The following is a 23,797-nucleotide window of genomic DNA, read 5'->3' as shown; positions in this document are numbered from 1 at the left end:
CCCTAACAAAAGCAGGCAGGACCCGTAAATGACCTCTTCCAACGTTCCCAGCGTCAAGCTCCTCATCAACGGCGAGTTCGTCGAATCGCGCAGCACCCAGTGGCGCGACGTGGTCAACCCGGCCACCCAGGAAGTCCTGGCCCGTGTGCCCTTCGCCACCGCCGAGGAAATGAACGCCGCCGTGGCCAGCGCCAGGCAAGCCTTCAAGACCTGGCGCAAGACCCCGATCGGTGCCCGTGCCCGTGTGTTCCTCAAGTACCAGCAGCTGATCCGCGAGAACATCAAGGAACTGGCCGCCCTGCTCACCGCCGAGCAGGGCAAGACCCTGCCGGATGCCGAAGGTGACGTGTTCCGCGGCCTGGAAGTGGTCGAGCACGCCGCCAGCATCGGCAATTTGCAGATGGGCGAATTGGCCAACAACGTGGCCAACGGCGTCGACACCTACACCCTGCTGCAGCCGCTGGGCGTGTGCGCCGGTATCACCCCGTTCAACTTCCCGGCGATGATCCCGCTGTGGATGTTCCCGATGGCCATTGCCACCGGCAACACCTTCGTCCTCAAGCCATCCGAGCAGGATCCGCTGGTCACCATGCGCCTGGTGGAACTGGCGCTGGAGGCCGGTGTGCCAAAAGGTGTGCTGAACGTCATCCACGGTGGCGTCGACGCGGTGAACCTGATCTGCGACCACCCGGACATCAAGGCCGTGTCCTTCGTCGGCTCGACCAAGGTCGGCACCCACGTCTACAACCGCGCCACCCAGAACGGCAAGCGCGCGCAGTGCATGATGGGCGCGAAAAACCATGCCATCGTCCTGCCTGATGCCAACAAACAACAGACCCTGAACAACCTGCTGGGCGCCTCCTTCGGTGCTGCCGGCCAGCGCTGCATGGCGCTGCCAGTGGTGATCCTGGTGGGTGAAGCGCAGACCTGGCTGCCGGACCTGATCGAACGAACCAAGACCCTCAAGATCAATGGCGGCACCGAGCCGGGCACCGACATCGGCCCGGTGATTTCCTGCGCCGCCCTGGAGCGCGTCAACGGTCTGATCGCCAGTGGCATCGAAGAAGGCGCCAGGCTCGAACTGGATGGACGCAACCCGAACGTGCCGGGCTACCAGGATGGCAACTTCGTCGGCCCGACCATTTTCTCCGGCGTCACTGCGCAAATGTCGGTGTACCGCGAAGAGATCTTCGGTCCGGTGTTGTGCGTCATGCACGCCGCCAACCTGGACGAGGCGATCGAGATCATCAACGCCAACCCGAACGGCAACGGCACTGCCCTGTTCACCCGTTCCGGCGCTGCCGCGCGGCACTTCCAGGAAGAGATCGACGTTGGCCAGGTCGGCATCAACGTGCCAATCCCGGTACCGGTCCCGCTGTTCTCCTTCTCCGGTTCGCGCGCCTCCAAGCTGGGCGACCTGGGTCCCTACGGCAAGCAAGTGGTGACCTTCTACACCCAGACCAAGACGATCACCCAGCGCTGGTTCGACGAGGACGACACCGGCGGCGCGGTGAACACCACCATCACCCTGAAATGACCTTTGCCGGCCGACGCCCTGCGTCGGCCGACGACAAGCGCGCGCAGGGTTTCCTGCGCCACTGCCCCCACTCGTAAAAGGTAGCCAACATGCATATCGGATTTCTCGGCCTCGGCAACATGGGCGGCCCAATGGCCCGCAACCTGCTCAAGGCCGGCCACAGCCTGACCGTCTTCGATCCCTTCCCCCAGGCGGTCGCCGCCCTGGTGGAGGCCGGCGCCAGCGCCGCCGACTCACCCGCCGCCGTGGCCAAGGCCGGAGTTGAAGTGATCATCACCATGCTGCCGACCGCCGAGCACGTGAAGCAGGTCTATCGCGGCAAGGATGGCCTGCTGGCCAATATCGGCCCGGGCGTGCTGTTGATCGACAGTTCGACCATCGACCCGCTGAGCACCCGCGAGGTGGCCAAATACGCCCTTGCCCAAGGCAACCCGATGCTCGACGCGCCGGTATCCGGCGGCACCGGCGGTGCGGCGGCAGGCACCCTGACCTTTATGGTCGGTGGCCCGGACAGCGTGTTCGACCAGGCCTTGCCGATCCTCTCGGCGATGGGCAAGAACATCGTGCACTGCGGCGCGGCAGGCAACGGCCAGGTGGCCAAGATCGCCAACAACATGCTGCTCGGCATCGCCATGGTCGGCGTCGCCGAAGCCATGGCCCTGGGTGTAGCCCTGGGCATGGACGCCAAGGTCCTGGCCGGGGTGATCAATACCTCCACCGGTCGCTGCTGGAGCTCGGAAATCAACAACCCGTTCCCGGGCGTGCTGGAAAACGCTCCAGCCTCACGGGGCTACAGCGGCGGCTTTGGCAGCGACCTGATGCTCAAGGACCTGGGCCTGGCCACTGAAGCGGCCAGGCACGCGCGCCAACCGGTCGCGCTCGGTGCCGTAGCCCAGCAGCTGTACCAGACCTTCAGCCTGCAAGGTAACGGCAGCCTGGACTTCTCCGCCATCATCAACCTGTTCCGCCGGGAAGCCTGAGCATGAGCGAGCAGCAAGCCCCGGTGCTGGCCAGCGTACGCAACCGTGTCGGCCACCTGACACTGAATCGGCCAGGCGCGTTGAACACCCTGGACTTGCCCATGGTGCGTCTGCTCTGCCGGCACCTGTGGGCGTGGGAGCAGGACCCGGAGATCGTCGCCGTGACCCTTCGCGGCGCCGGTGAAAAGGCCTTCTGCGCCGGTGGCGATATCCGCATGCTGTACGACAGCTACAAGGCCGGCGACAACCTGCATGAGCTGTTCCTCGAGGAGGAGTACGCCCTGGACGAGTACCTGCATGGCTACACCAAGCCCGTGCTGGCACTGCTCGATGGTTTTGTCCTCGGTGGCGGCATGGGCCTGGCCCAAGCCGCCTCGTTGCGGGTGATCACCGAGCGCACGCGGATGGGCATGCCGGAAGTCGGCATCGGCTTTTTCCCCGATGTCGGTGGCAGCTATTTCCTGCCGCGCCTGCCAGGTGAACTGGGAACCTATCTGGGCATCACCGGCTGCCAGGTGCGTGCCGCCGATGCCCTCTATGCGAACCTTGCCGACTACTACCTGCCCAGCGAACGGCTGGCCGAGCTGGATGCCTGCCTCGACCACCTGAACTGGACCGCTGCGCCCGTCGAAGACTTGCAGGACCTGCTCGCCGACATGGCCACCGAGCGACTGGCCGGTTCTGAGCTCAAGGCCTGTCGCCAGGCGATCGACGCGTATTTCGCCCTGCCCGATGTCCCGGCCATTCGCGCCGCGCTGCAGCGCGAACAACGCCCCGAGCTGCAAGACTGGGCCGAGCAGACAGTGAAGCTGCTCGACAGCCGCTCGCCATTGGCGATGGCTACGACGCTCGAGTTGTTGCGCCGTGGTCGTGACCTGAGCCTGGCCGAGTGCTTCGCCCTTGAGTTGCACCTGGACTACCAGTGGTTCGACAAGGGCGACCTGATGGAGGGTGTGCGCGCCCTGATCATCGACAAGGACAAGTGCCCACGCTGGAACCCGCCAACCCTGACAGAACTGGTACCTGCCCGGGTGCAAGCCTTCTTCAACGACTTTGAACGCGCCTCCGGCAAGCCCGTACGCACCGCCTGATCGGCAGGAGACTTTGCAATGCACGATATCGAATTGACCGAAGAACAACGCATGATCCGCGACATGGCGCGCGACTTCGCCCGCAGCGAAGTAGCGCCGCATGCCCAGGCCTGGGAGAAGGCCGGCTGGATCGATGACGCCGTGGTGGCGCAGATGGGCGAGCTGGGCCTGCTGGGCATGGTCGTACCGGACACCTGGGGCGGCAGCTATACCGACTATGTGGCCTACGCCCTGGCCGTTGAAGAAATCTCGGCCGGTGACGGAGCCCTCGGCGCGCTGATGAGCATCCACAATTCGGTGGGCTGCGGCCCCCTGCTGAAATACGGCACCCCCGCGCAACAGGACAGCTGGCTGCCGCTGCTGGTCAGTGGTCAAGCGATCGGCTGCTTCTGCCTGACCGAGCCACAGGCCGGCTCCGAAGCGCACAACCTGCGTACCCGTGCCGAACTGCGCGACGGTCAGTGGATTCTCAACGGTGCCAAGCAGTTCGTCAGCAACGGGGAGCGAGCCAGGCTGGCCATTGTCTTCGCCGTCACCGATGCGCAACTGGGCAAGAAAGGGCTGTCGGCCTTCCTGGTCCCCACTGACAACCCCGGGTTCGTGGTCGACCGACGCGAACACAAGATGGGCATCAAGGCCTCCGATACCTGCGCGGTGACCTTGAACAACTGCACCATTCCCGAAGCCAACCTGCTGGGTGAACGCGGCAAAGGCCTGGCCATTGCCCTGTCGAACCTGGAAGGCGGCCGCATCGGCATCGCCGCCCAGGCCCTGGGAATCGCCCGCGCCGCCTTCGAGGCTGCCCTGGGCTATGCCCGCGAACGCGTCCAGTTCGGCAAGCCGATCATCGAACACCAAAGCGTGTCCAACCTGCTCGCCGACATGCACACCCGGCTCAACGCCAGCCGCCTGATGGTCCTGCATGCCGCGCGCCTGAAAAGCGCCGGGCAACCGTGCCTGTCCGAAGCCTCCCAGGCCAAGCTGTTCGCCTCGGAAATGGCCGAGCGCGTGTGCTCCAGCGCCCTGCAGATCCATGGCGGTTACGGCTACCTGGAGGATTACCCGGTGGAGCGCTACTACCGAGACGCGCGCATCACCCAGATCTACGAAGGCTCCAGCGAAGTCCAGCGCCTGCTGATCGCCCGCGAACTGAGCCACTACGCACTCTGACCCCCTCGAGCCGGACGCGACTGCCGCCTCCGGCTTTCACCTGCCTTCCCTCTCGCGGAGTTGCCCATGCCCGGCTTGCGCAATATTTCCATTAGCCGACGTCTGTGGCTGATTTTGCTGACATCCATCCTGATGCTGCTGATTCTCGCCGGCCTGATGCTCAAGCAGAGCCATGACGACCTTTACACGGCCAAGGCGCTGAAAACCCGCCACGTGGTCGAGACCGCCAGCGGCATCCTGCGCCACTTCCAAAGCCTGGAAGGCCAGGGCCTCAGTCGTCAGCAGGCGCAGCAACAAGCCATCGCGGTCATGCGCGACTTGCGCTACGACGGCCAGGACTACTTCTGGCTCGAAGACCTCGACACGCGCATGGTCATGCACCCCAATGCCAAGCTCGAGGGCAAGCGCATGGCCGGTACACTCGATCCGGACGGCAAGGCGCTGTTCGACGAAATGGTCGCCACCGCCAAACGCGATGGCGCCGGGCTGGTGCACTACCGCTGGCCCAAGCCGGGTTCCGACGCGCCGGTGGAGAAGGTTTCCTACGTCGAACTGTTCAAGCCCTGGGGCTGGATTGTCGGCTCGGGCATCTACATTGACGACGTGCAGGTCGAGTTCCGCCGCCAGTTGCTCCAGGCTTTCGTCATATTGCTGACGATCACCCTGATGCTCAGTGCGCTGATCCTGCTGATTGCCCGCAGCATCGCCTCGCCACTGGCGCGGGTGGTCGATGCCATGGAGAACATCGCCAGCGGCGAAGCCGATTTGACCCGTCATCTGGATAACCGCTGGCGCGATGAACTGACAGACTTGAGCGGCCATTTCAACGTTTTCACCAACAAGCTCCGTGGCGTAATCGGCCAGTCCATGCAGTCCGCCGACAGCCTGGATCAGGCTTCGAAGTCGCTCGGTGAAATCGCTGCCGATAGCCAGAACCACAGCCAGCAGCAATCGCAGCAGATGGAGCTGGTCGCTGCCGCCATCCATGAGGTCTCCTACGCCGTGCAGGAAGTGGCGAAGAACGCCGAGCACGCGGCCAACGAAGTTCGCCAGGCCGAAGAGCAGGCACGTCGGGGCCAGAACAACATCGACAGCAGCCTGCTCCAGATCGACCAGTTGTCCGATACCATCGGCCAGGCCGTCGAGGTGATCCAGAGCCTGGCCCGGGAAAGTACGCAGATCGGCAGCGTGCTGGAAGTGATCCGCGCCATCGCCGAGCAGACCAACCTGCTCGCGCTGAACGCCGCCATCGAGGCGGCGCGAGCTGGCGAACAGGGTCGCGGCTTCGCGGTGGTGGCCGACGAAGTGCGCCTGCTGGCACAACGCACCCAGCAGTCCACTGCGCAAATCCAGGACATGATTGAGCGCCTGCACGGCAACTCGGAAGCCGCGGTGAATGTCATCAATGCCAGCAGCCAGGCCGCCCGACAAACCGTGGAACAGGCCCACCAAACGGCTGAAAGCCTGCACCAGGTACTCGGCGCGCTGCGCAATGTCACTGAACTGAACGCCTCGATCGCCAGCGCCACGCTGGAGCAGTCACACGTGGTCGAAGACATCAACCAGAATGTGACCCGAGCAGCCTCTCTGGCCCACGAAAATGCCCAGGCAGCAGACCGTTCCAACGCGGCGAGCCAGGAACTGGGCCAACTGGCGGGTCAGCTCAATCGGCTGTTGGGGCAGTTTCGCGTATGAGGTGGATGAGCAACATGCAGACTTCCAGATCCCTTTTTGCCATACCTGTCGACGAAGAGCGCAACACGCGCTACCTGGAAACGCGGCACAAGGCGGTCGAGCTGTTCGCCAGGCACGGTTTCAGCCGGGTCAGCATGCGCGACCTGGCCACTTGCCTGGGGATCACGGCCGGCTCCCTCTACAACCACATCGATAACAAAGAGGCACTGCTGTTTGAACTGATCGAGGAGCTCTACGAAGCGTTGCTTGATGGCGCCCGCCTGGTGACCCGGCGCAAATCCGCCCCCACTGCGCGACTGCACGGCCTGCTTGAGGCGCACCTGCGGCTCCACGAGCGCATGGCCGCGCATTTCCGCCTGGCTGAGTACGACTTCCATTGTTTGAGCGGCGAACAGCAGGCCTCGATCCTGACCCTGCGCGGACGCTACGAGGAGCACCTGGTGGAGGCCATAGAGCAACTCACCGGTCAACCGGCTGGCGCCACCCTGCGCGCGACCATGAACGGCATCGTTTCCCTGCTCAATCAACTGCCGGCCTGGGTCGGGAAGCCCCAGGCCGGCATTGGAGCACGCCGCAAGCTGCTGCATGAGATGGTGATGAGCACGCTGCAGGGGGCATTGCGTGCAACTGATGCCGCAGACCTTACACGCCCGGAAAAACCAACGCTCCAGCGCTTATGAAGCATGCAATGGCCAAGCGAAGCCTTGGCCATCAGCCCGATGACTTTGCAGCGACGGCACCCCTGCCGATCAGCCTGTGAACCGAACGAGCGCCGCCAAAAAAACGCTCTTTCGCCCCCCGGAAAAATCATTGCGAAACCCCGCAGAAACGCTCACCAGTGCCTGGGACCGACCGGCCACTGGTGCACGTTGTCACGCCCGGGGCTGATATGTTTTTTTTCAGTTATCTTGCATATGGATTTTTATTGTGTCATTTATAGCCTCGCCGATCACAGGACTGATCCACCGCGCCAACCCGGATGGCGGGCACCCGTTCCCCCAATGCCCTCCAGGGAGTCAACAATATGAACAAGACAGAACTTCTAGGTGCTCTGGCGCTATGCGCTTTCAGCTTTCTGGCACATGCCGACGAAGACAGCCTGCGTATCGGTATCGAAGCCGCCTACCCGCCCTTCTCCTTCAAGACACCGGAGGGCAACGTCAGCGGGTTCGACTACGACATCGGCAACGCCTTGTGCGAAGAAATGAAGGTCAAGTGCGAATGGGTCATTCAGGAGTTCGACGGCATGATCCCGTCGCTCAAAGTGCGCAAGATCGATGCCGTGCTGTCGTCCATGTCCATCACCGAAGACCGCATGAAGTCCGTGGATTTCAGCAAAAAGTACTACCACACACCGGGCAAGTTCGCGATGAAGGCCGGCAACGTGATCAATGACCCTTTGGTGGACCTCAAGGGCAAGAAAGTCGGCGTGCAACGCTCCTCGACCTACGATCGTTTTGCCACCGAGCAACTGGAAAAAGCCGGCGTCGTCGTGGTGCGCTACTCCTCGCAGAATGAAGCCTTCCTTGACCTCGCCTCGGGTCGTCTGGACGCCACCCTCGCCGACATCGTCAACACCGACGAGAGCTTCATCAAGACACCGGCGGGCCAGGGTTTCGCATTGACCGGGCCCGACATCAACGACCCGAAATATTTTGGCCGGGGCGCCGGGATCGCCGTGCGCAAAGGCGACAGTGCCAACGTTGCGCGCCTGAGTGCCGCGATCGATGCCATTCGCGCCAATGGCAAGTACCAGCAAGTGATGGCCAGGTACTTCGCGTTCGATATCTACGGCGAGTAAGCCGGCGCCCTGAAATCTGAAACCTGAAACCTGACCCCGGCGCTGCCCCCTGCAGGCGTCTGCCGGGGTTTGTCCTGCGCGCTTCGCGGCGCTCGCTTGAGGAACTTCATCATGCTCCACGGCTACGGATCGAGCATTCTCGATGGCGCCTGGCTGACCATCAACCTGGCCTTGACCTCCATGTCCCTGGCGATTGCCCTGGGCCTGATCGGTGCGGCCTTTCGCCTCTCGCCGCTCAAATGGCTGGCCCTGCTCGGGGAAAGCTACACCACCCTGATTCGCGGCATTCCAGACCTGGTGCTGATCCTGCTGATCTTCTACGGCGGCCAGGACCTGGTGAACCGCCTCGCCCTGGCGCTCGGTTACACCCGCTATATCGACATCAACCCCTACATCGCCGGCGTCTGCACCATGGGCTTCATTTTTGGCGCCTACCTCTCGGAAACCTTTCGCGGCGCCTTCATGGCGATCCCCAAAGGCCAGGCCGAGGCCGGCGTGGCCTATGGCATGGGCGGTGCGCAGGTGTTCTGGCGAATCCTGGTACCGCAGATGATTCGTTTCGCCATTCCCGGGTTCACCAACAACTGGTTGGTACTGACCAAATCCACCGCGCTGATCTCGGTGATCGGCTTGCAGGACATGATGTTCAAAGCCAAGAACGCAGCGGATGCCACACACGAGCCCTTCACGTTCTTCCTCGCGGTGGCGGCGCTGTACCTGATGCTCACCAGCCTGTCCTTGCTGGTGCTGCGCTATCTGGAAAAACACTATTCGGTCGGCATCAAAGCCGCCGAATTGTGAGGGGAGCCACCCATGATTCTCGACTACAACCTGATCTGGGAAAACCTGCCGCTGTACTTCAATGGCGCCTTGTTGACCCTCAAAGTCCTGCTCATTTCCCTGGCCCTGGGCCTGGTATTGGCGATTCCGCTGGCGCTGATGCGGGTGTCGCGATCGCCGCTGATCAACTTCCCGGCCTGGCTCTATACCTACGTGATTCGCGGCACGCCGATGCTGGTGCAATTGTTCCTGATCTATTACGGCCTGGCGCAGTTCGAAGCGGTACGCCAAAGCGTGCTCTGGCCTTACCTCTCCAGCGCCACCTTTTGCGCCTGCCTGGCCTTCGCGATCAACACCAGCGCCTACAGCGCAGAGCTGCTGGCCGGCAGCCTGAAGTCCACCAACCACGGCGAGATCGAAGCCGCCAGGGCCATGGGCATGTCCCGCCTGACCCTGTACCGGCGCATTCTCATGCCGTCGGCCTTGCGCCGGGCATTGCCGCAGTACAGCAACGAAGTGCTGATGATGCTGCAAACCACCAGCCTGGCCTCCATCGTCACCCTCGTCGACATCACCGGGGCCGCGCGGACTGTCAGCTCACGGTTCTACCTGCCGTTCGAGGCGTTTATCACCGCTGGCCTCATCTACCTCGCCCTGACCTTCATTCTGGTGCGTCTGTTCAAGCTGGCCGAGCGCCGCTGGCTGGCGTACCAGGCACCGCGCAAGCACTAAGGAGCTGACATGGAGCACATTCAATACCTGTTGCCGTGGAGTGCCTCGGGCACCGAACGCACACTGTCGCTGTTCCGCTTTGGCAGTGGAGCACGCAAGGCCTACATCCAGGCGTCATTGCATGCCGACGAATTGCCGGGGATGCGCGTCGCCGTCGAACTCAAGCGCCGTCTGCTGGAACTGGAAACCCAAGGCCGCCTGACCGGAGTGATCGAGTTGGTGCCCATGGCCAACCCGATCGGTATCGCCCAGATGTTCCAGGCCACCCATCAGGGGCGCTTCGAGTTCTCCAGCGGCAAAAACTTCAATCGCGACTTCCCGGAGTTGGTCGATGCCGTCGCACCGCTGCTGGAAGGCAAATTGGCAGACGATGCCGACGCCAACATCGCCCTGATCCGCCGCGCCATGGGCGATGCCCTCGCAGCCCTGCCGGCACCGGCCTCGGAACTCGACGGCCTGCGCCGCCTGTTGCTTCAGCATGCCTGTGACGCCGATGTGGTGCTGGACCTGCACTGTGACTTCGAATCGATCATGTTGCTGTATGCGATGCCGCAACACTGGCCACGCTTGCAGTCCCTGGCCGCACGCCTCGGTGCGGAGGTCACGTTGCTGGCCGAAGATGCCGGCGGCAGCGCCTTCGACGAAGCCTGCGCCATTGCCTGGCTGCGCCTGGCCGAGCGGTTTCCCGAAGCCAATATTCCCCTGGCGTGCGCGGCCACCACCATCGAATTGCGCGGCATGGCTGACACCGGGCGCGAGCAATGCGTCGACAGCGCCCAGGCCATTCTTGGCTATCTCGCCGAACAGGGCCTGATCAGTGGTGACTGGCCAGTGGCACCGCCGAGCCGTTGCCAGGCCATGCCATTCGCCGGCGCCCAGTACGCCTGCGCACCCCATCCCGGTGTGGTGAGCTTTCTGCAACCGCTGGGCGCGCAGGTCAAGGTCGGCGATCCGCTGTTCGAGGTCATCGACCCGCTGACCGACCGCCATAGCGTGGTAAGCGCCAGCACCGACGGCATTCTCTATGCCCGCGAACGCCTGCGATTTGCCCAGCCTGGATTGTGGCTGGCCAAAGTGGCAGGCGTCACCCCCATTCGCCAGGGTCGCTTGCTCAGCGACTGATTCCAGAGAGTTCAAACCATGTACAAACTTGAAGTTCAGGACCTGCACAAAAGCTACGGCGCCCACCAGGTGCTCAAGGGCGTGTCCCTGCAGGCGCAGGCCGGTGACGTGATCAGCATCATCGGCTCCAGCGGCTCCGGCAAGAGTACCTTCCTGCGCTGCATCAACCTGCTGGAGCAACCCAATGCGGGGGATATCGTGCTCAATGGCGAACCGCTCAAGCTGGTGACCAACAAACTTGGCGGGCTGAAAGCGGCCGAACCCAGGCAGTTGCAGCGCATGCGTTCGCAACTGTCGATGGTGTTTCAACACTTCAACCTCTGGTCGCACATGAGCGCTCTGGAAAACGTCATGGAAGCCCCGGTGCATGTGCTGGGCCAAGGCAAGAAAGAGGCACGGGAAAAGGCCGAGCACTACCTGAACAAAGTCGGTGTGGCGCACCGCATGCACGCCTGGCCGGCGCACATGTCCGGCGGCGAGCAGCAGCGCGTGGCGATTGCCCGCGCACTGGCGATGGAACCGCAGGTGATGCTGTTCGATGAACCGACGTCGGCCCTCGACCCCGAACTGGTCGGCGAAGTGCTCAAAGTCATGCAGGACCTGGCACAGGAAGGCCGCACCATGGTGGTGGTGACTCACGAAATGGGCTTTGCCCGCGAGGTGTCCAACCAACTGGTGTTCCTGCACAAGGGCGTTGTCGAAGAGCGCGGCGACCCGCGTGAGGTGCTGGTCAACCCGCAGTCCGAACGCCTGCGGCAGTTTCTGGCCGGGAGCCTGAAGTAAGACCGCCACCCGTCCACTGCTCGGCGCTGCCCTGACCAGGCAGGCTTGGGATACACTCCGGCCAACCTTGTCAGGGCATCAGGCACAGCCCTTCTCTCACCTTCAGGAAACGTTGAGCCGGATATGCCAACCCCATCGAAAGACACCACCGTCTATGCCGCGCCGGTCATGCGCAAACTGACGGAAATCGTTTCCGAACTGCCACCGTCACTGCGCAAGGTGGCGGACTTCATCCTGCGTCACCCGCTCAAGGCCGCGACGCTGACCATCGAGGAGATGGCTCACGAAACACTGACCTCACCCGCCGCCGTCAACCGCCTGGCCAAAGCGCTGGACCTCGGTGGCTACAGCGGCATGAAGGCCGAGCTGGTCGCCACCTTGCAGCAGATGGTCTCGCCGGTGGACAAACTGCGCAACGAACTGGCCCATCGCCCGGGCGGCGCGTTTGGCCTGCTTGAGCAACTGCAGAGCGCCAGCAGCAACCTGGCCACGGCGGTGACCAACAACCACGCCGACACCTTTGAAGCCTTCGTCACTCGCCTGACCACGGCACGCAAAATCTACATCCTGGGGTTCGGCAACAGTGTTTACTTCGCCGGCCTCGCCGCGTCGACCCTGATGCCCTTCTGTGCCGACGCCACGGCCATCAGCATGGAGGGTGGCAACGAAAACGCCGCGTACCGCCTGGCCGCGATCACCGATCAGGACGTGTTGCTGGCGATCTCCCTGCCCCGCTACTCCCTCGACACCCTGCAACTGGCACGCTTCGCCAATGAACGCGGCGCATCGGTGCTGGCCATCACCGATTCACCGGCCTCGCCGCTCACCGGCATTGCCGAGCACACGCTGTTTGCCCCTTGCGACCACCCGGTGCTGACCAGCTCCAACATCGCCGTGCTGGCCCTGATCGAAGGCCTGGTCGCCGGCGTGATGGCGCGCAATAAGGAAGCGGTCAAACTGGCAACTGAGCTGACTGAAAGCGTGATGTCGTACCTGCACATTCCGGCCAGCGGTAAACCCGCGAAGAAGTGATTGCGTTGTGGATTTGCCTTGAAGACCTGTGCCGTCATTGACAGCCATGGGTTGAATCCACAGTCGTTTTCTGCCTCTTGCGACGGGCAGAAAACGGCCAATAGCAGTCATCGAGGCTGCCAAGCAGTGGCACCGAAGACTCCAAGCCTCACCACGAGGAGGGTCCTACCGGCCAGAGGTGAATGCCCGAAGGATTCTGGATTTCCCGGTTTGGTTTGCAGCCATGCTAGCCGAATGGAACCAACCCTCGACTATTTCGTCTCGCCAGTCATTGCTGCGTCAAAAGCGCCTTCAGGCTATAAGCTAAGGCTACAGTCAGCCTGACGCCCCCAAAATGCACACACTATTTCACGTAGATACCGCGGACATAAAAGCCCTGAACGATGAGCAAGCGCGTGCACTGATCGCAAGATTGTGTCGGGCTGAGATTCGCAAGCACGGGCGCCCCGAGTCGGCCGTCACCTGGGGTGGCGATCAAAGAGCAAAAGATGGAGGGGTGGACGTCAGGGTAGAGATAAATCCGCCACTGGGGATATCTGGCTATCTGCCCAATGACAACACAGCCTTTCAGGTAAAGGCCGAAGTGTTCCCCCCCAGCAAGATACCTGGGGAAATGGCGCCTAAGGGAGTGCTCAGACAAGCAATACGCGACCTCGCTACGACCAAAGGAAGTTACGTCATTGCCGCGACTCGAGACGACACCTCCGAGTCCGCTCTCGATTTACGACTTAATGCGATGAGAGACTGCTTGTCGGTCAACGGCCTCGGCTCCTCGCCGCATATTGCCTTCTATGACGCAAGAAAGATTGCAGACTGGGTCGAGCAACACCCAGCGATCGTAGCTTGGGTCAAACACCAGCTAGGCAAGCCACTTGTGGGTTGGCGCCCATACTCGGGTTGGGCCTACCAGGAGACGACCGTCGACTCAGAATATCTGCTCGATGATCGAGTCAAAGTGTTCACGCCTGACGCAGAGAAGGGTATTAGTGTCTCGGCCACCATTGATCGCCTGCGTATCGACCTGTCGAAGGGTGCAAGCGTACGTATTGTCGGCTTATCTGGCGTCGGCAAAACGAGATTAGTACAGGCGCTCTTCGATCCGCGTGTACAGGCGATTCAGGCTGCGCTGAGTGCTGATGACGTGCTGTACACGGACCTTTCAGATGGACCTTCACCTCAACCCTCAGCGATGCTCGAAGCGCTGATTGAAGACGGAAGTCAGTGTGTTCTCGTCGTGGACAATTGCGGAGCTGACACTCATCAGAAGCTCACCGAACTGCTTAAGACGTCTGGTAACAAGATTGGCCTGGTTACTGTTGAGTACGACGTTCGAGACGACTTACCAGACGCCACGAGGTGCTACCGTCTCGAAGGCTCCTCCGATGACGTAATCAGGCAGCTTCTTCAGCGGCGCTATTCGGTCCTATCAATCAGTGATGTTGATACCATCACGGCATTCTCAGACGGTAACGCTCGCGTCGCGTTTGCATTGGCAGCGACGGTAACGACGACTGGTGAACTTGCGCGGTTGCGAGACTCCGAGCTGTTCAAGCGCCTGTTTCATCAGAGGAACGTCGAGAATGAAGATCTCCTCAAATGCGCGGAAGCGGCCAGTATCCTCTACTCGTTCGACGGCGAGGATGATGGCCCTGGGTCAGAACTCAACAAAATTGCCGCTGTTGCTGACGTTTCATTGATCACCCTACAGAGGAAAGTGGTTGATCTACAGCGAAGAGGTCTCGTACAGGCGCGTAGTAAATGGCGTGCTGTTTTGCCACACGCGATTGCCAATCGACTCGCAGCCCAGGCACTCGAAGTGATACCCAAATCGCAAATCGTGAATATCTTTGTCGATACCGCTACCGACCGTGTTGTCCGGTCGTTCTCGCGGCGACTTGGTTACCTACATGAAAGCGCAAAAGCCGCCGAGCTCATACGGGATTGGCTCTCGCCATCCGGGCGTTTTGGCGACCTAACGGCTCTCAATGACATTGGCCATGAGATCTTTCACAACATTGCACCTGTATCTCCGAAGGTCGCCCTAGCGGCGATTGGACGGGCTGCCAATATCCCTAGCTTCCTTTCGGACGAAAACAGCAAGCGTGCTCAATACGCGCATACGTTGAAAGCCATCGCGTTCGAAGAAGAAGATTTCGATATCGCCGCCGATATTCTTGTCCGGTTCGCCTCGGAAAATCCCCAGGGAAATAGGGGACAAGAATCTATTGTGGAAATTCTGAAGTCTCTGTTTTTCTGCGTGCTATCCGGTACGAATGCCCCCCCCAATCAAAGAGCAGCGTTCGTCAGAAAATTGCTTGAATCCGGCGATGCCAAGCGAGAGCAGTTGGGGCTGTTGGCGCTCGATGCGGCGCTTGAGGCAGGCCATTTTACCTCAGTGAGCAGATTCGATTTCGGAGCTCGAAAGCGGAGCGAGGGATGGGCTCCGGTATCCCCCTCAGACGTTGAGGCGTGGTTTATGCCATTCATCCGCATGGCACTCGACATTGGTAAGCAGAAGTCCGACCTTGCTGAAAGTTGCAGATCTATTTTGGGTCGCCGCTTAAGAGGACTTTGGGTTGGCACGAATCTGAGGCCAGAAGTGTGTGCAGCCGTAACAGAACTGGCTTCAGTCGTGAGCTGGCCTCAAGGTTGGTTTGGAGTCAAAAGCATCCTTCGCTTTGACTTGGGCAAATGCGATGAGTCAATTCAGAACGAGCTGCGCGAACTGGAGAATCTTCTCAAGCCGAAGGCTATACCCGACATGATTCGAGCTCGACTTCTAGAATCGAATCAATTCGACCTAGATCTTGATGACGATGATGCAGATCAGCGCGCTGAAACGACTAGTGAGCGCATCCGCAGATCAAACCTGGCTATGGAGGAGCTTGGGGAGGCTGCTGTGACCATTGAAGGCCTTCTCTTGGAGCTACTCCCGCAATTGATCTCAACCAAGTCAGGAGCCAGTGCATTTCATTTGGGGGTTGGGGTTGGAAAGCAGATTGCGGACCCGAGCGGGATTCTGGATGCGGCAAAGGAACATATCGCCACTGCTAAGCCCGGAACAGTCGGTGTCTTGTTCCTTCGTGGCTTGCTCAACGGCTGGCATCACGCATCTCCCGCTTCTGCCGAGGAGTTCCTCGACAGCGCGGTGAGTGATGCAATTTGGGTCAAGTGGATCATGGACCTGCATTGCAGCATACCGATGAACCAAACGGCTTTCGCTCGAATCCTCCAATCAATCAAGGCTGGAAATACTCCTGCCTGGCAATACTCCTATCTCGGGATGGGCAGACAAACCGACTCATTCTCTGTTGCAGAGATTGGCGAGTTGCTTTCTGCGATAGCAATGCTGCCTGATGGTGGTGTCGTGTTTCTCGACGTCCTTTCCATGGTCGTCCACTGCGCGGCAGATCACAATGATGCGTATAAGGAGTCCTTGGCGGCAACCTGCCTAAGTCTTCTGGGCTCAGCCGAATGGGGAGAGGTTCTTGGGGATCGTACCAATAGCGGTTACCGCCTTGAGAGCATATTGGAGTTTTCGCTGAAGCGATTAGCTTCTTCCGAAGCAGCGCTGGAGGTATTGAACGGTCTGGTTGCCTTTGCGCGCACGAAGGAATGTAGTTATTCCGATAGGGATGCCATCAAAGACGCCATCTCGCCGTTTCTCAGGCACATGCCGCGACGAGCGCTCGACGCGATCTATGTTCCCGGTGAAGAAGCTCACTACCATCAGATGTCGCCGGTGATTGGGCGCCCTTACAGTGATCGGAAAGAGACAGCACTCAGCGTAGTCCCAGTGGATGTATTGATCGATTGGTGTAATACCTCGCCGTCTGATCGTTACGTGTTCGCGGCACGGAGCTGTAAGCTATTCGATACTCGAAGTCGAGCGAGTGAAGAGCATGCCAATATCGACTCTGTGGACGATTCTGAGTTGGTTATTTCGGAAGCCGCGCTCGCTGTGCTCGCTAATGCTCCTGATAAAAAGACTGTAATCGAGTGCTATTTAATGCGATTTACGCCTTCAGGCTGGTCCGGGTCTTTGGCCGAAATCCTGAAGAAACGGATTCCGCTTCTCGACGCACTGAATCTCGGCAACGCGGAAGAGCTGAAGCCAGTATTGGCGACAGCTAGAGCGAGCCTCGAACGAAGAATCGCAGCGGAAGAGCTTCGTGAGGACGAAGAAGAGCGCGAGCGTACTGGTAGCTTCGAATAGGCTAGCCCGACGCCTCCATTGGCCGATAGCTGCCCGTCCTAACCGGCAGTAATCGGCCGATTGTGTTGAAAAAGTCGACCATGGTTTGCGCATCCGAAAAGTACGCGTCCGAGATTGAAATCTTTACTTTTGGCAGAGGCTTCCGGACTCGGATTTCACGTAGCAGCGTGCGAAAAAGGCGTTTTCACGAGTAAATGATCAGGCAGTTTGGGTAGACCGACTTTTTCAACAGAATCGGCCGCTAGCTGCCTTTCGCGAAGGGCAGCTTTGGATTGATGGATGTATCTTGGTGACAGGCTGAAATCGGCCAAAAGCAGCCGGTCGGTTGCTGTGCTGACGTTAGTACTCGAAATTATCCATCACGCCTGGAAAGTCGAAATACTCTCTCGGCACTGCAGTCAGAAATCCCCCTTGTGAAGTCTGTCTCCCCTGGGCACCCGCCATTGAACGCCGGTGCCTTTCTCTCGCAGATTAACGGGCAGCTACTTGAGACTCCCGGCCAGGAACTGCTGCAACCGCTCGCTTTGCGGCTGTTCCAGCAGTGTGCCTGGCGCTCCCGACTCCTCCACCCGCCCCTGATGCAGAAACATGACGTGGTTCGACACTTGTCTGGCAAACGCCATTTCGTGAGTGACGACCACCATCGTCCTGCCCTCTTCGGCCAGTTGCTGCATGACCTTGAGCACCTCACCCACCAGTTCAGGGTCAAGGGCCGAGGTCGGTTCGTCGAACAGCATCACCTCGGGTTCCATGGCCAGCGCACGGGCAATGGCCACCCGTTGTTGCTGGCCGCCGGACAAATGCACCGGGTACTGGGCCTCGACTTTTTGTGGCAGCCCGACCTTGGCAAGGTAATGACGCGCCCGCTCCAGTGCCTGCGCCCGGCTGATACCGAGCACGCTCATCGGGCACTCGATGATGTTTTCCAGCACGGTCATGTGGCTCCACAAATTGAAGTGCTGGAACACCATCGACAACCGGCTGCGCAGGCTCCGCAGCTGCCCGGGGTCAACCACACACAGCTCACCCCTCGGGTTTCTGCGGGTGAGCAACTCTTCGTCGTTGACGACAATGCGCCCGGCCGACGGTTGTTCAAGATAGTTGATACAACGCAGGAAGGTACTTTTCCCGGACCCGGAGGAGCCGATGATGCTGATCACATCACCCGCCCTGGCCTTGAGCGAAACCCCTTTCAACACTTCATGGTTGCCATAGTTTTTATGGATATCTTCAACGATCAATTTATACATTCGAGCAAGTCCGATAGGGGTCAGTGCGTGCGCGGTTTGAGGTAGGCCAGCCAATGCAGTTCGCCGCGTCGAAACAGCCAGATCAGGAAAAAAGCACAGGCGGCGTACAACACCCCGGCAATGCCAAAGGCCGTGAAGGATGCATAGGTCGCCGAGTTGACATCCCGGGCGATCTTCAGCAAATCGGGCACGGTGGCGGTAAAGGCCACGGAAGTGGAATGCAGCATCAGGATCACTTCATTGCTGAAAAACGGCAGCGCGCGGCGCAACGCCGACGGCAGGATGATCCGCCGATAAAGCGTGAACCGGCTCATTCCGTAGGCACTGGCGGCCTCGACTTCACCGTGGGCGGTCGCCCTGATGGCGCCGGCAAAAATCTCGGTCATGTAGGCACAGGTATTGAGCCCGAACGCCAACACCGTGCAGTTGAAGCCGTCACGGAAAAACGCGTTGAGAAAGTCCTGGGACCGCACCACATGCAAGCTGTACACCCCGGTGTAGAAGAACAGCAGCTGGATGTACAACGGCGTGCCACGAAACACGTAGGTGTAGCACCAGACCGGCAGGCGCAGCAGCGGGTTGCGGCTGACGCGGGCCATCGACAACGGTACCGCCAGCAAAAAGCCCATCGCCACCGCCAGAATCAGCAGCCACAAGGTCACCACCAGCCCGGAAAAGTGCGGCCCGTCACTCCACAGGTACGCCTGCCAGTAATTTTCGAGAATGGCGGTCATAGCGCAGCCTTCCTGACGCCGACCGAGTAGCGGCGCTCAAGCCACAGCAACACGCCATTGGAGACCGTGGTAATGGCGAGGTAAATCAAGCCGCCGACCAGGGTGAAGTAAAAGAACTGCATCGAGCCCTTGCCCGCATCCTGCGTGGCCTTGACCACATCGGTCAGGCCGATGATCGACACCAGGGCCGTCGACTTGATCAGCACCTGCCAGTTGTTGCCGATGCCCGGCAAGGCGTGGCGCAGCATATGTGGAAAGAGGACCTTGCGAAAGGTTTGCCCACGGGTCATGCCGTAAGCCCTCGCCGCTTCGATCTGCCCCGCTGGGACGGCCTGGAAGGCGCCGCGAAACGTCTCGGTAAAGTAGGCCCCGTAAATGAACGCCAGCGTCATGACACCGGCCAGAAAGGGGTCGATGTCTATCTGAGTGATGCCCAGCCAGTCGGTTATCCGGTTGAGCAACATCTGCAGGCTGAAGAACAGCAGCAACATGATCACCAGGTCCGGCATGCTGCGGATCACCGTCGTATACCCTGCGGCCAGTGCGCGCAACAATCGATTGGACGACAACTTGGAACTGGCGCCGATCAGCCCGGCCAGGACGGCGATCAGCAATGAACAAAGCGCCAGTTTGACGGTAGCCAGGGTGCCCAGCAGGATCTGCGGGCCAAAACCTTCCAGAAGCATCTCACTCTCCTTGTTCTTGTTAGGGTGAGGTGAAGGGGGCAATAGAGCGCTCGAACGAGCGCCCTGTTCAAGGTCACGACGACGGTTTACCTAGCGCCGTTACCGGGCGCCGTAGACGTCGAAATCGAAGTACTTGTCGTTGATCCGCGCGTAAGTACCGTTGGCGAGAATGGTTGCCAGGGCTTTATTCAAGTCTTCGCGCAACGCGACATCGCCCTTGCGCAAACCAAGGCCATCGCCGACGCCGAAGAAGCCCGGGGCCTCCAGAGTGGCACCGGCAAATTCATAGTCCTGACCCGCCGCCGTTTTCAGGAAGCCGTAACTGGCTTGAATGGCACCCTGCAACGAGGCATCAAGTCGCCCCACTACCAGGTCGGCGTACACCTGGTCCTGATTCTGATAGGAAAGAACGTCCACGCCCTTGGAACCCCAAACCGCTTTGGCATAGGACTCCTGGGTCGAGCCCTGCTCCACACCAATGCGCTTGCCCTTGAGCGATTCGAGGGTCGGCTGCAATCCCGATCCACGCTTGGCCACCAGGCGTGCCGGTGCATTGGACACCTTGTCGGTAAACGCAATCTGCTCAAGGCGTTTGGGGGTGATGGTCATCGAAGACGCCACCGCATCGAACTTGCGCGCCAGCAGTGCCGGGATCATCCCGTCCCAACTGCTTTCCACCCAGACGCAGCGGGCTTTCAGTTCGGCGCACAACGCTTCGGCGATGTCGACCCCGAAGCCGGTCAGCGTGCCATCCTGGTTCTTGTACTCCAGCGGTGGATACGTCGGGTCCACCCCCAGCTTCAACACTTTGCCGGACCAGTCGGCCGCCCCCGCCAGGCTCGAGGCCGTCAGGAACACCAGGGAAACGGCTGCAATCATCTTGTTCATTTTTATTCCTCTCAGACCGTAGATTTTTTACCGGCACAACGGGTGGAACTGCGCCGTCTCAACTCAGAAAACGTTCGACCAACTTGACCCAATAGCTCGCGCCTACCGGCAGGCAGCCGTCATTGAAGTCATAGCCGGGGTTGTGCAGCAGGCACCCGCCTTCGCCCTCGCCATTACCGATTACCAGATAGCTGCCGGGGCACTTTTCCAGGACAAAGGCAAAGTCCTCGCTGGCCGTGAATGGCCGCAAGTCATCGATCAGGTGTTCATCTCCCAGCCACTCGCGGGCGACCTCATGGGCAAATGCCGTCTGTTCGGGATCGTTGATCAACACCGGATGACAGTGCTGGTAATCGATGTGGACCCGCGCGCCGAAACTCTCGGCCTGGCCCTTGACCAGTTCGGTGATCCTGACCTCCAGCAACCGCCGAACCTCGGGGGTCAGGGCGCGTACGCTCAGGCTCAAGTCGGCGCTGGACGGGATGACATTCGAGGCGCTCCCGGCTTGCAGGGAGCCCACGGTGATAATCGCCATCTCCTGCGGGTTGACGTTGCGCGAGACGATGCTTTGCAGGGCCATCACGATCGAGGCACCGACCACCACCGGGTCGACGGCTTTGTGCGGCACCGCGCCATGGCCGCCGTTGCCGATGATCTTGATGTTCACCGTGTCGGCAGACGCCATGAACGGTCCGCTGTAAAAACCCAAATGCCCGACGGGGTAACCCGGCACGTTATGCATGGCGAAGATCGCATCACACGGAAACCGTTCGAGCAATCCGTCCTCCAGCATTTTCCTGGCACCACCCAGCCCCTCTTCCGCCGGTTGGAAAATCAGGTGCACGGTGCCATTGAATGTCCGTGTCCGGGCCAGATACTGACCCGCCGCCAGCAGGATGGCGGTATGTCCGTCGTGACCGCAGGCATGCATGACACCGTCTATCCGGCTGGCATAAGGCAAACCGGAGGTTTCCTGGATCGGCAACGCATCCATGTCGGCGCGCAAGCCAATGGACCGACCCTCGCCATTTTTCAGGGTGGCAACGACCCCGGTCTTGCCCACCCCGGTGCTGACCTCAAAGCCCCACTGAGTCAGACACGCGGCAACCCGCTCACTGGTGGCGAATTCTTCAAAACCCAGCTCAGGGTGCGCGTGAATGCTGTGACGTATCGCGATCATTTCATCTTGCATCGCGGCAATACCAGGCAGAACCAAACCGGCATTCATGAGTGTTCTCCTTCGAGGGCTGTGCGGCAGCGAAAGCGCTGTTGGGCTCGATCTTAGGGAACTGGCGCTGGGCTGGGGAGGCGCAGTTTGGTTATGATGACAACCATGAGTTGTCACCAGGGTTAGCAGATGAAACTGCATCAATTACAGGCGCTGATTGCCAGCGCTGAAACCGGCAGCATCCGCGCGGCCGCTCGTTCGCTGGAGATTTCCCAGGCTGCGGTGACCAAAGCGCTGCGCGAACTGGAAACCAGCCAGCAGCTACCGCTGTTTACCCGAACCTCCAGCGGTCTGAACTTCACCGAATACGGCAAAGTGCTGCTGACTCATGCCCGGCTGGTGATCAAGCAACTGGAGCACGCACAGACCGAGCTTGATCACATGCGCGGGAAGGCCCAGGGCCGGCTCTGTGTCGGGATCACCCCATGGGTCGCCCTGACCTTCCTGCCCGAAGTCGTGTCGGTTTTTCGCGAGCGTATGCCACAAATCAGGCTGGAACTGTTCGAGAGTCTGATGGCCGTTGCCCAACCGCTGTTGCGCGACGGCAGCATGGACTTCGCGATTGGCCAACTCCATCCCACCCAATCGACCCAGGAATTCGCCAGCGAAACCTTGCTCGATTACCAGACCTCGGTGCTGGTCCGCGAGGGTCACGCCCGACAGCATGCGCGATCGATCCACGAGCTACTGGAAGAAAACTGGACGCTGAACTACGCGCCCGACGGGCACGATGGGCTGATGCAGGAACTGTTCTGGAAACACGGCGCGCAGATTGACGAAAATCGAATCGTGCGCGCTCATTCACTGGCCATTTTGCAGATGATGGTCGAACGGGCCGACATGTGCACTTGGGGGCCTTCGATCGTGAGCACAGCCCCGCCATTTCTGGGGCGTCTGGTATCCCTGGGGTTGGCCGAGCAGTTCGAGCCCCGGCAGCTGAGCATCGTGACACGCCGCAATGGTGCACTGAGCAACCCGGCAGTCTGCTTCACCGAGTGCCTGTTGCAGGTCATTCGGCGCCATGCGCGCTCGGCCAAAAAAGAAGACCGCGCGCTGTTTGAAACCTTGCGGCTGCGGTGAGGTCACCCGGGCCGCGCTCAAGGCGTCATCGCAGACTATTCTTGATCTGGGTAACCCACCGGTCGCACCGAAGGAGGTCTCTCGTTGATGCACTGTGTCCTTTTCAAAATCCGCTGATCCAACGGTCTGGGGCACGGCCCCAGGCACCTTTGTCTGCCCCCTGAAACGGAGACGCCAGCATGAGCACCTTGCAACTTCACCCTGCACTGGACAATGGCATCCAACCCGCCGCCGCGAATTTCACAGGCGGCACCCTGCAATGCCTGTGTGCGACCGACAAGGTCGAGGTCAGGATCGACGCACAAACCCTGCATAACCACGCATGCGGCTGCAGCAAATGCTGGAAACCACAAAACGCGATATTCGCCGTCATCGCCGTGGTGCCTCGAGATAAGGTCAGCGTCATTGCCCACGGCGAAAAACTGGCGATTGTCGACGAAGCCGCCACCATCCAGCGCCACGCCTGCAAGCAGTGTCACGCCCATCTCTTCGGGCGCATCGAGAACAAGGACCATGCATTTTATGGCCTGGACTTCGTCCACACCGAGCTTTCGCCACAGAGCGGATGGGCGGCGCCGGGATTCGCGGCGTTCGTATCCTCCATCATCGAAACCGGCACACCGCCAGGGCAAATGAAGGCGATCCGCGAGCGCTTGCGCTCGATCGGCCTGGAACCCTACGACTGCCTGTCCCCGGACTTGATGGACGCACTGGCGACCCATGTCGCCAAACAGAGAGGCGTGTTGCCCGCCGCCTGATTGATCGGTCGCCGCGGTTTCTTGTCCGGACCGCGGCTCCGATTTACCTTGAGATTGAATCCAGCCCCACACACACCCGGTGGGCTCATCTGACCCACCGCCCGATGTAACGAACCATTTCGCGGATATTTACCTATAGAGTGGATCCTTATACGATGAGGCCCAAACCCACTGCTCTCCATCAGGCGCGAGTAAGCCATCTAAATTTAGTGCATGACAAAGCGACTTGAAAAT

The 23,797-nt window shown here is 60.4% G+C and carries 20 protein-coding genes; 15 read left to right on the top strand and 5 right to left on the bottom strand.

Annotated features, from left to right (window positions below; genetic code table 11):
* Positions 1 to 28 precede the first annotated feature (28 nt).
* The 13 genes from AC3WN7_RS16580 to AC3WN7_RS16520 all read left to right on the top strand — a co-directional run bounded on the left by AC3WN7_RS16580 (position 29) and on the right by AC3WN7_RS16520 (position 16,939).
* On the top strand, positions 29 to 1,537 hold the full coding sequence (locus tag AC3WN7_RS16580; protein ID WP_102674288.1) for a CoA-acylating methylmalonate-semialdehyde dehydrogenase: 1,509 nt from the start codon (positions 29 to 31) through the stop codon (positions 1,535 to 1,537).
* Between the two features lie 89 nt (positions 1,538 to 1,626).
* On the top strand, positions 1,627 to 2,517 hold the full coding sequence (mmsB, locus tag AC3WN7_RS16575; RefSeq protein WP_102674289.1) for a 3-hydroxyisobutyrate dehydrogenase: 891 nt from the start codon (positions 1,627 to 1,629) through the stop codon (positions 2,515 to 2,517).
* 2 nt (positions 2,518 to 2,519) lie between these two features.
* Entirely contained in the window at positions 2,520 to 3,608 is a 1,089-nt protein-coding gene (locus AC3WN7_RS16570; protein ID WP_102674290.1) for an enoyl-CoA hydratase/isomerase family protein, read from the top strand.
* An 18-nt stretch (positions 3,609 to 3,626) separates the two neighbouring features.
* The gene (locus tag AC3WN7_RS16565; RefSeq protein WP_102674291.1) at positions 3,627 to 4,778 is read left to right on the top strand and encodes an acyl-CoA dehydrogenase family protein; all 1,152 of its coding nucleotides are present in this window, start codon (positions 3,627 to 3,629) and stop codon (positions 4,776 to 4,778) included.
* Between the two features lie 66 nt (positions 4,779 to 4,844).
* Positions 4,845 to 6,473, top strand: coding sequence for a methyl-accepting chemotaxis protein (locus tag AC3WN7_RS16560; protein WP_102674292.1), 1,629 nt, complete (start codon positions 4,845 to 4,847; stop codon positions 6,471 to 6,473).
* Positions 6,470 to 7,153: a TetR/AcrR family transcriptional regulator gene (locus AC3WN7_RS16555; protein ID WP_102674293.1), complete on the top strand. Its 684-nt coding sequence runs from the start codon at positions 6,470 to 6,472 to the stop codon at positions 7,151 to 7,153. The genes AC3WN7_RS16560 and AC3WN7_RS16555 overlap by 4 nt, the downstream gene beginning before the upstream one ends.
* 344 nt (positions 7,154 to 7,497) lie before the next feature.
* Complete coding sequence (locus AC3WN7_RS16550) at positions 7,498 to 8,274, top strand: ABC transporter substrate-binding protein (RefSeq protein WP_102674294.1); 777 nt, start codon at positions 7,498 to 7,500, stop codon at positions 8,272 to 8,274.
* A gap of 111 nt (positions 8,275 to 8,385) precedes the next feature.
* On the top strand, positions 8,386 to 9,075 hold the full coding sequence (locus AC3WN7_RS16545; protein WP_007978261.1) for an ABC transporter permease: 690 nt from the start codon (positions 8,386 to 8,388) through the stop codon (positions 9,073 to 9,075).
* Positions 9,076 to 9,087: 12 nt separating this feature from the next.
* Positions 9,088 to 9,786, top strand: a complete 699-nt coding sequence (locus AC3WN7_RS16540; protein WP_015094766.1) for an ABC transporter permease — start codon at positions 9,088 to 9,090, stop codon at positions 9,784 to 9,786.
* A 9-nt stretch (positions 9,787 to 9,795) separates the two neighbouring features.
* Entirely contained in the window at positions 9,796 to 10,908 is a 1,113-nt protein-coding gene (locus tag AC3WN7_RS16535; protein ID WP_102674295.1) for a succinylglutamate desuccinylase/aspartoacylase family protein, read from the top strand.
* 18 nt (positions 10,909 to 10,926) lie between these two features.
* Positions 10,927 to 11,691 (top strand): ABC transporter ATP-binding protein, encoded by a 765-nt coding sequence (locus AC3WN7_RS16530; RefSeq protein ID WP_102674296.1) that lies wholly within the window; start codon positions 10,927 to 10,929, stop codon positions 11,689 to 11,691.
* Between the two features lie 123 nt (positions 11,692 to 11,814).
* The gene (locus tag AC3WN7_RS16525; protein WP_102674297.1) at positions 11,815 to 12,723 is read left to right on the top strand and encodes a MurR/RpiR family transcriptional regulator; all 909 of its coding nucleotides are present in this window, start codon (positions 11,815 to 11,817) and stop codon (positions 12,721 to 12,723) included.
* 334 nt (positions 12,724 to 13,057) lie between these two features.
* Positions 13,058 to 16,939 carry a hypothetical protein gene (locus AC3WN7_RS16520; protein ID WP_102674298.1) on the top strand — a complete coding sequence of 1,294 codons (3,882 nt, stop codon included), beginning with the start codon at positions 13,058 to 13,060 and terminating at the stop codon, positions 16,937 to 16,939.
* 482 nt (positions 16,940 to 17,421) lie between these two features.
* Here the strand turns inward: AC3WN7_RS16520 and AC3WN7_RS16515 are convergent, their stop codons facing one another.
* The 5 genes from AC3WN7_RS16515 to AC3WN7_RS16495 all read right to left on the bottom strand — a co-directional run bounded on the left by AC3WN7_RS16515 (position 17,422) and on the right by AC3WN7_RS16495 (position 21,725).
* Complete coding sequence (locus tag AC3WN7_RS16515) at positions 17,422 to 18,189, bottom strand: ABC transporter ATP-binding protein (protein WP_095966935.1); 768 nt, start codon at positions 18,187 to 18,189, stop codon at positions 17,422 to 17,424.
* A gap of 20 nt (positions 18,190 to 18,209) precedes the next feature.
* Entirely contained in the window at positions 18,210 to 18,923 is a 714-nt protein-coding gene (locus AC3WN7_RS16510; protein WP_007978207.1) for an ABC transporter permease, read from the bottom strand.
* Positions 18,920 to 19,609, bottom strand: coding sequence for an ABC transporter permease (locus tag AC3WN7_RS16505; protein WP_102674299.1), 690 nt, complete (start codon positions 19,607 to 19,609; stop codon positions 18,920 to 18,922). Before AC3WN7_RS16505 ends, AC3WN7_RS16510 begins: the two co-directional genes overlap by 4 nt.
* 99 nt (positions 19,610 to 19,708) lie before the next feature.
* Positions 19,709 to 20,497: an ABC transporter substrate-binding protein gene (locus AC3WN7_RS16500; RefSeq protein WP_102674300.1), complete on the bottom strand. Its 789-nt coding sequence runs from the start codon at positions 20,495 to 20,497 to the stop codon at positions 19,709 to 19,711.
* A 58-nt stretch (positions 20,498 to 20,555) separates the two neighbouring features.
* Positions 20,556 to 21,725, bottom strand: a complete 1,170-nt coding sequence (locus AC3WN7_RS16495; protein ID WP_095966939.1) for a M20 aminoacylase family protein — start codon at positions 21,723 to 21,725, stop codon at positions 20,556 to 20,558.
* A gap of 129 nt (positions 21,726 to 21,854) precedes the next feature.
* Between AC3WN7_RS16495 and AC3WN7_RS16490 the strand changes: the two genes are divergently transcribed.
* Both AC3WN7_RS16490 and gfa read left to right on the top strand, forming a co-directional pair.
* Entirely contained in the window at positions 21,855 to 22,805 is a 951-nt protein-coding gene (locus AC3WN7_RS16490) for a LysR substrate-binding domain-containing protein (RefSeq protein ID WP_095966940.1), read from the top strand.
* A 179-nt stretch (positions 22,806 to 22,984) separates the two neighbouring features.
* Positions 22,985 to 23,563 (top strand): S-(hydroxymethyl)glutathione synthase, encoded by a 579-nt coding sequence (gene gfa, locus AC3WN7_RS16485; RefSeq protein WP_095966941.1) that lies wholly within the window; start codon positions 22,985 to 22,987, stop codon positions 23,561 to 23,563.
* Positions 23,564 to 23,797 lie beyond the last annotated feature (234 nt).

This window comes from Pseudomonas sp. FW305-70 (assembly GCF_058783925.1).
This window is presented reverse-complemented; position numbering and strand designations above follow the sequence as displayed.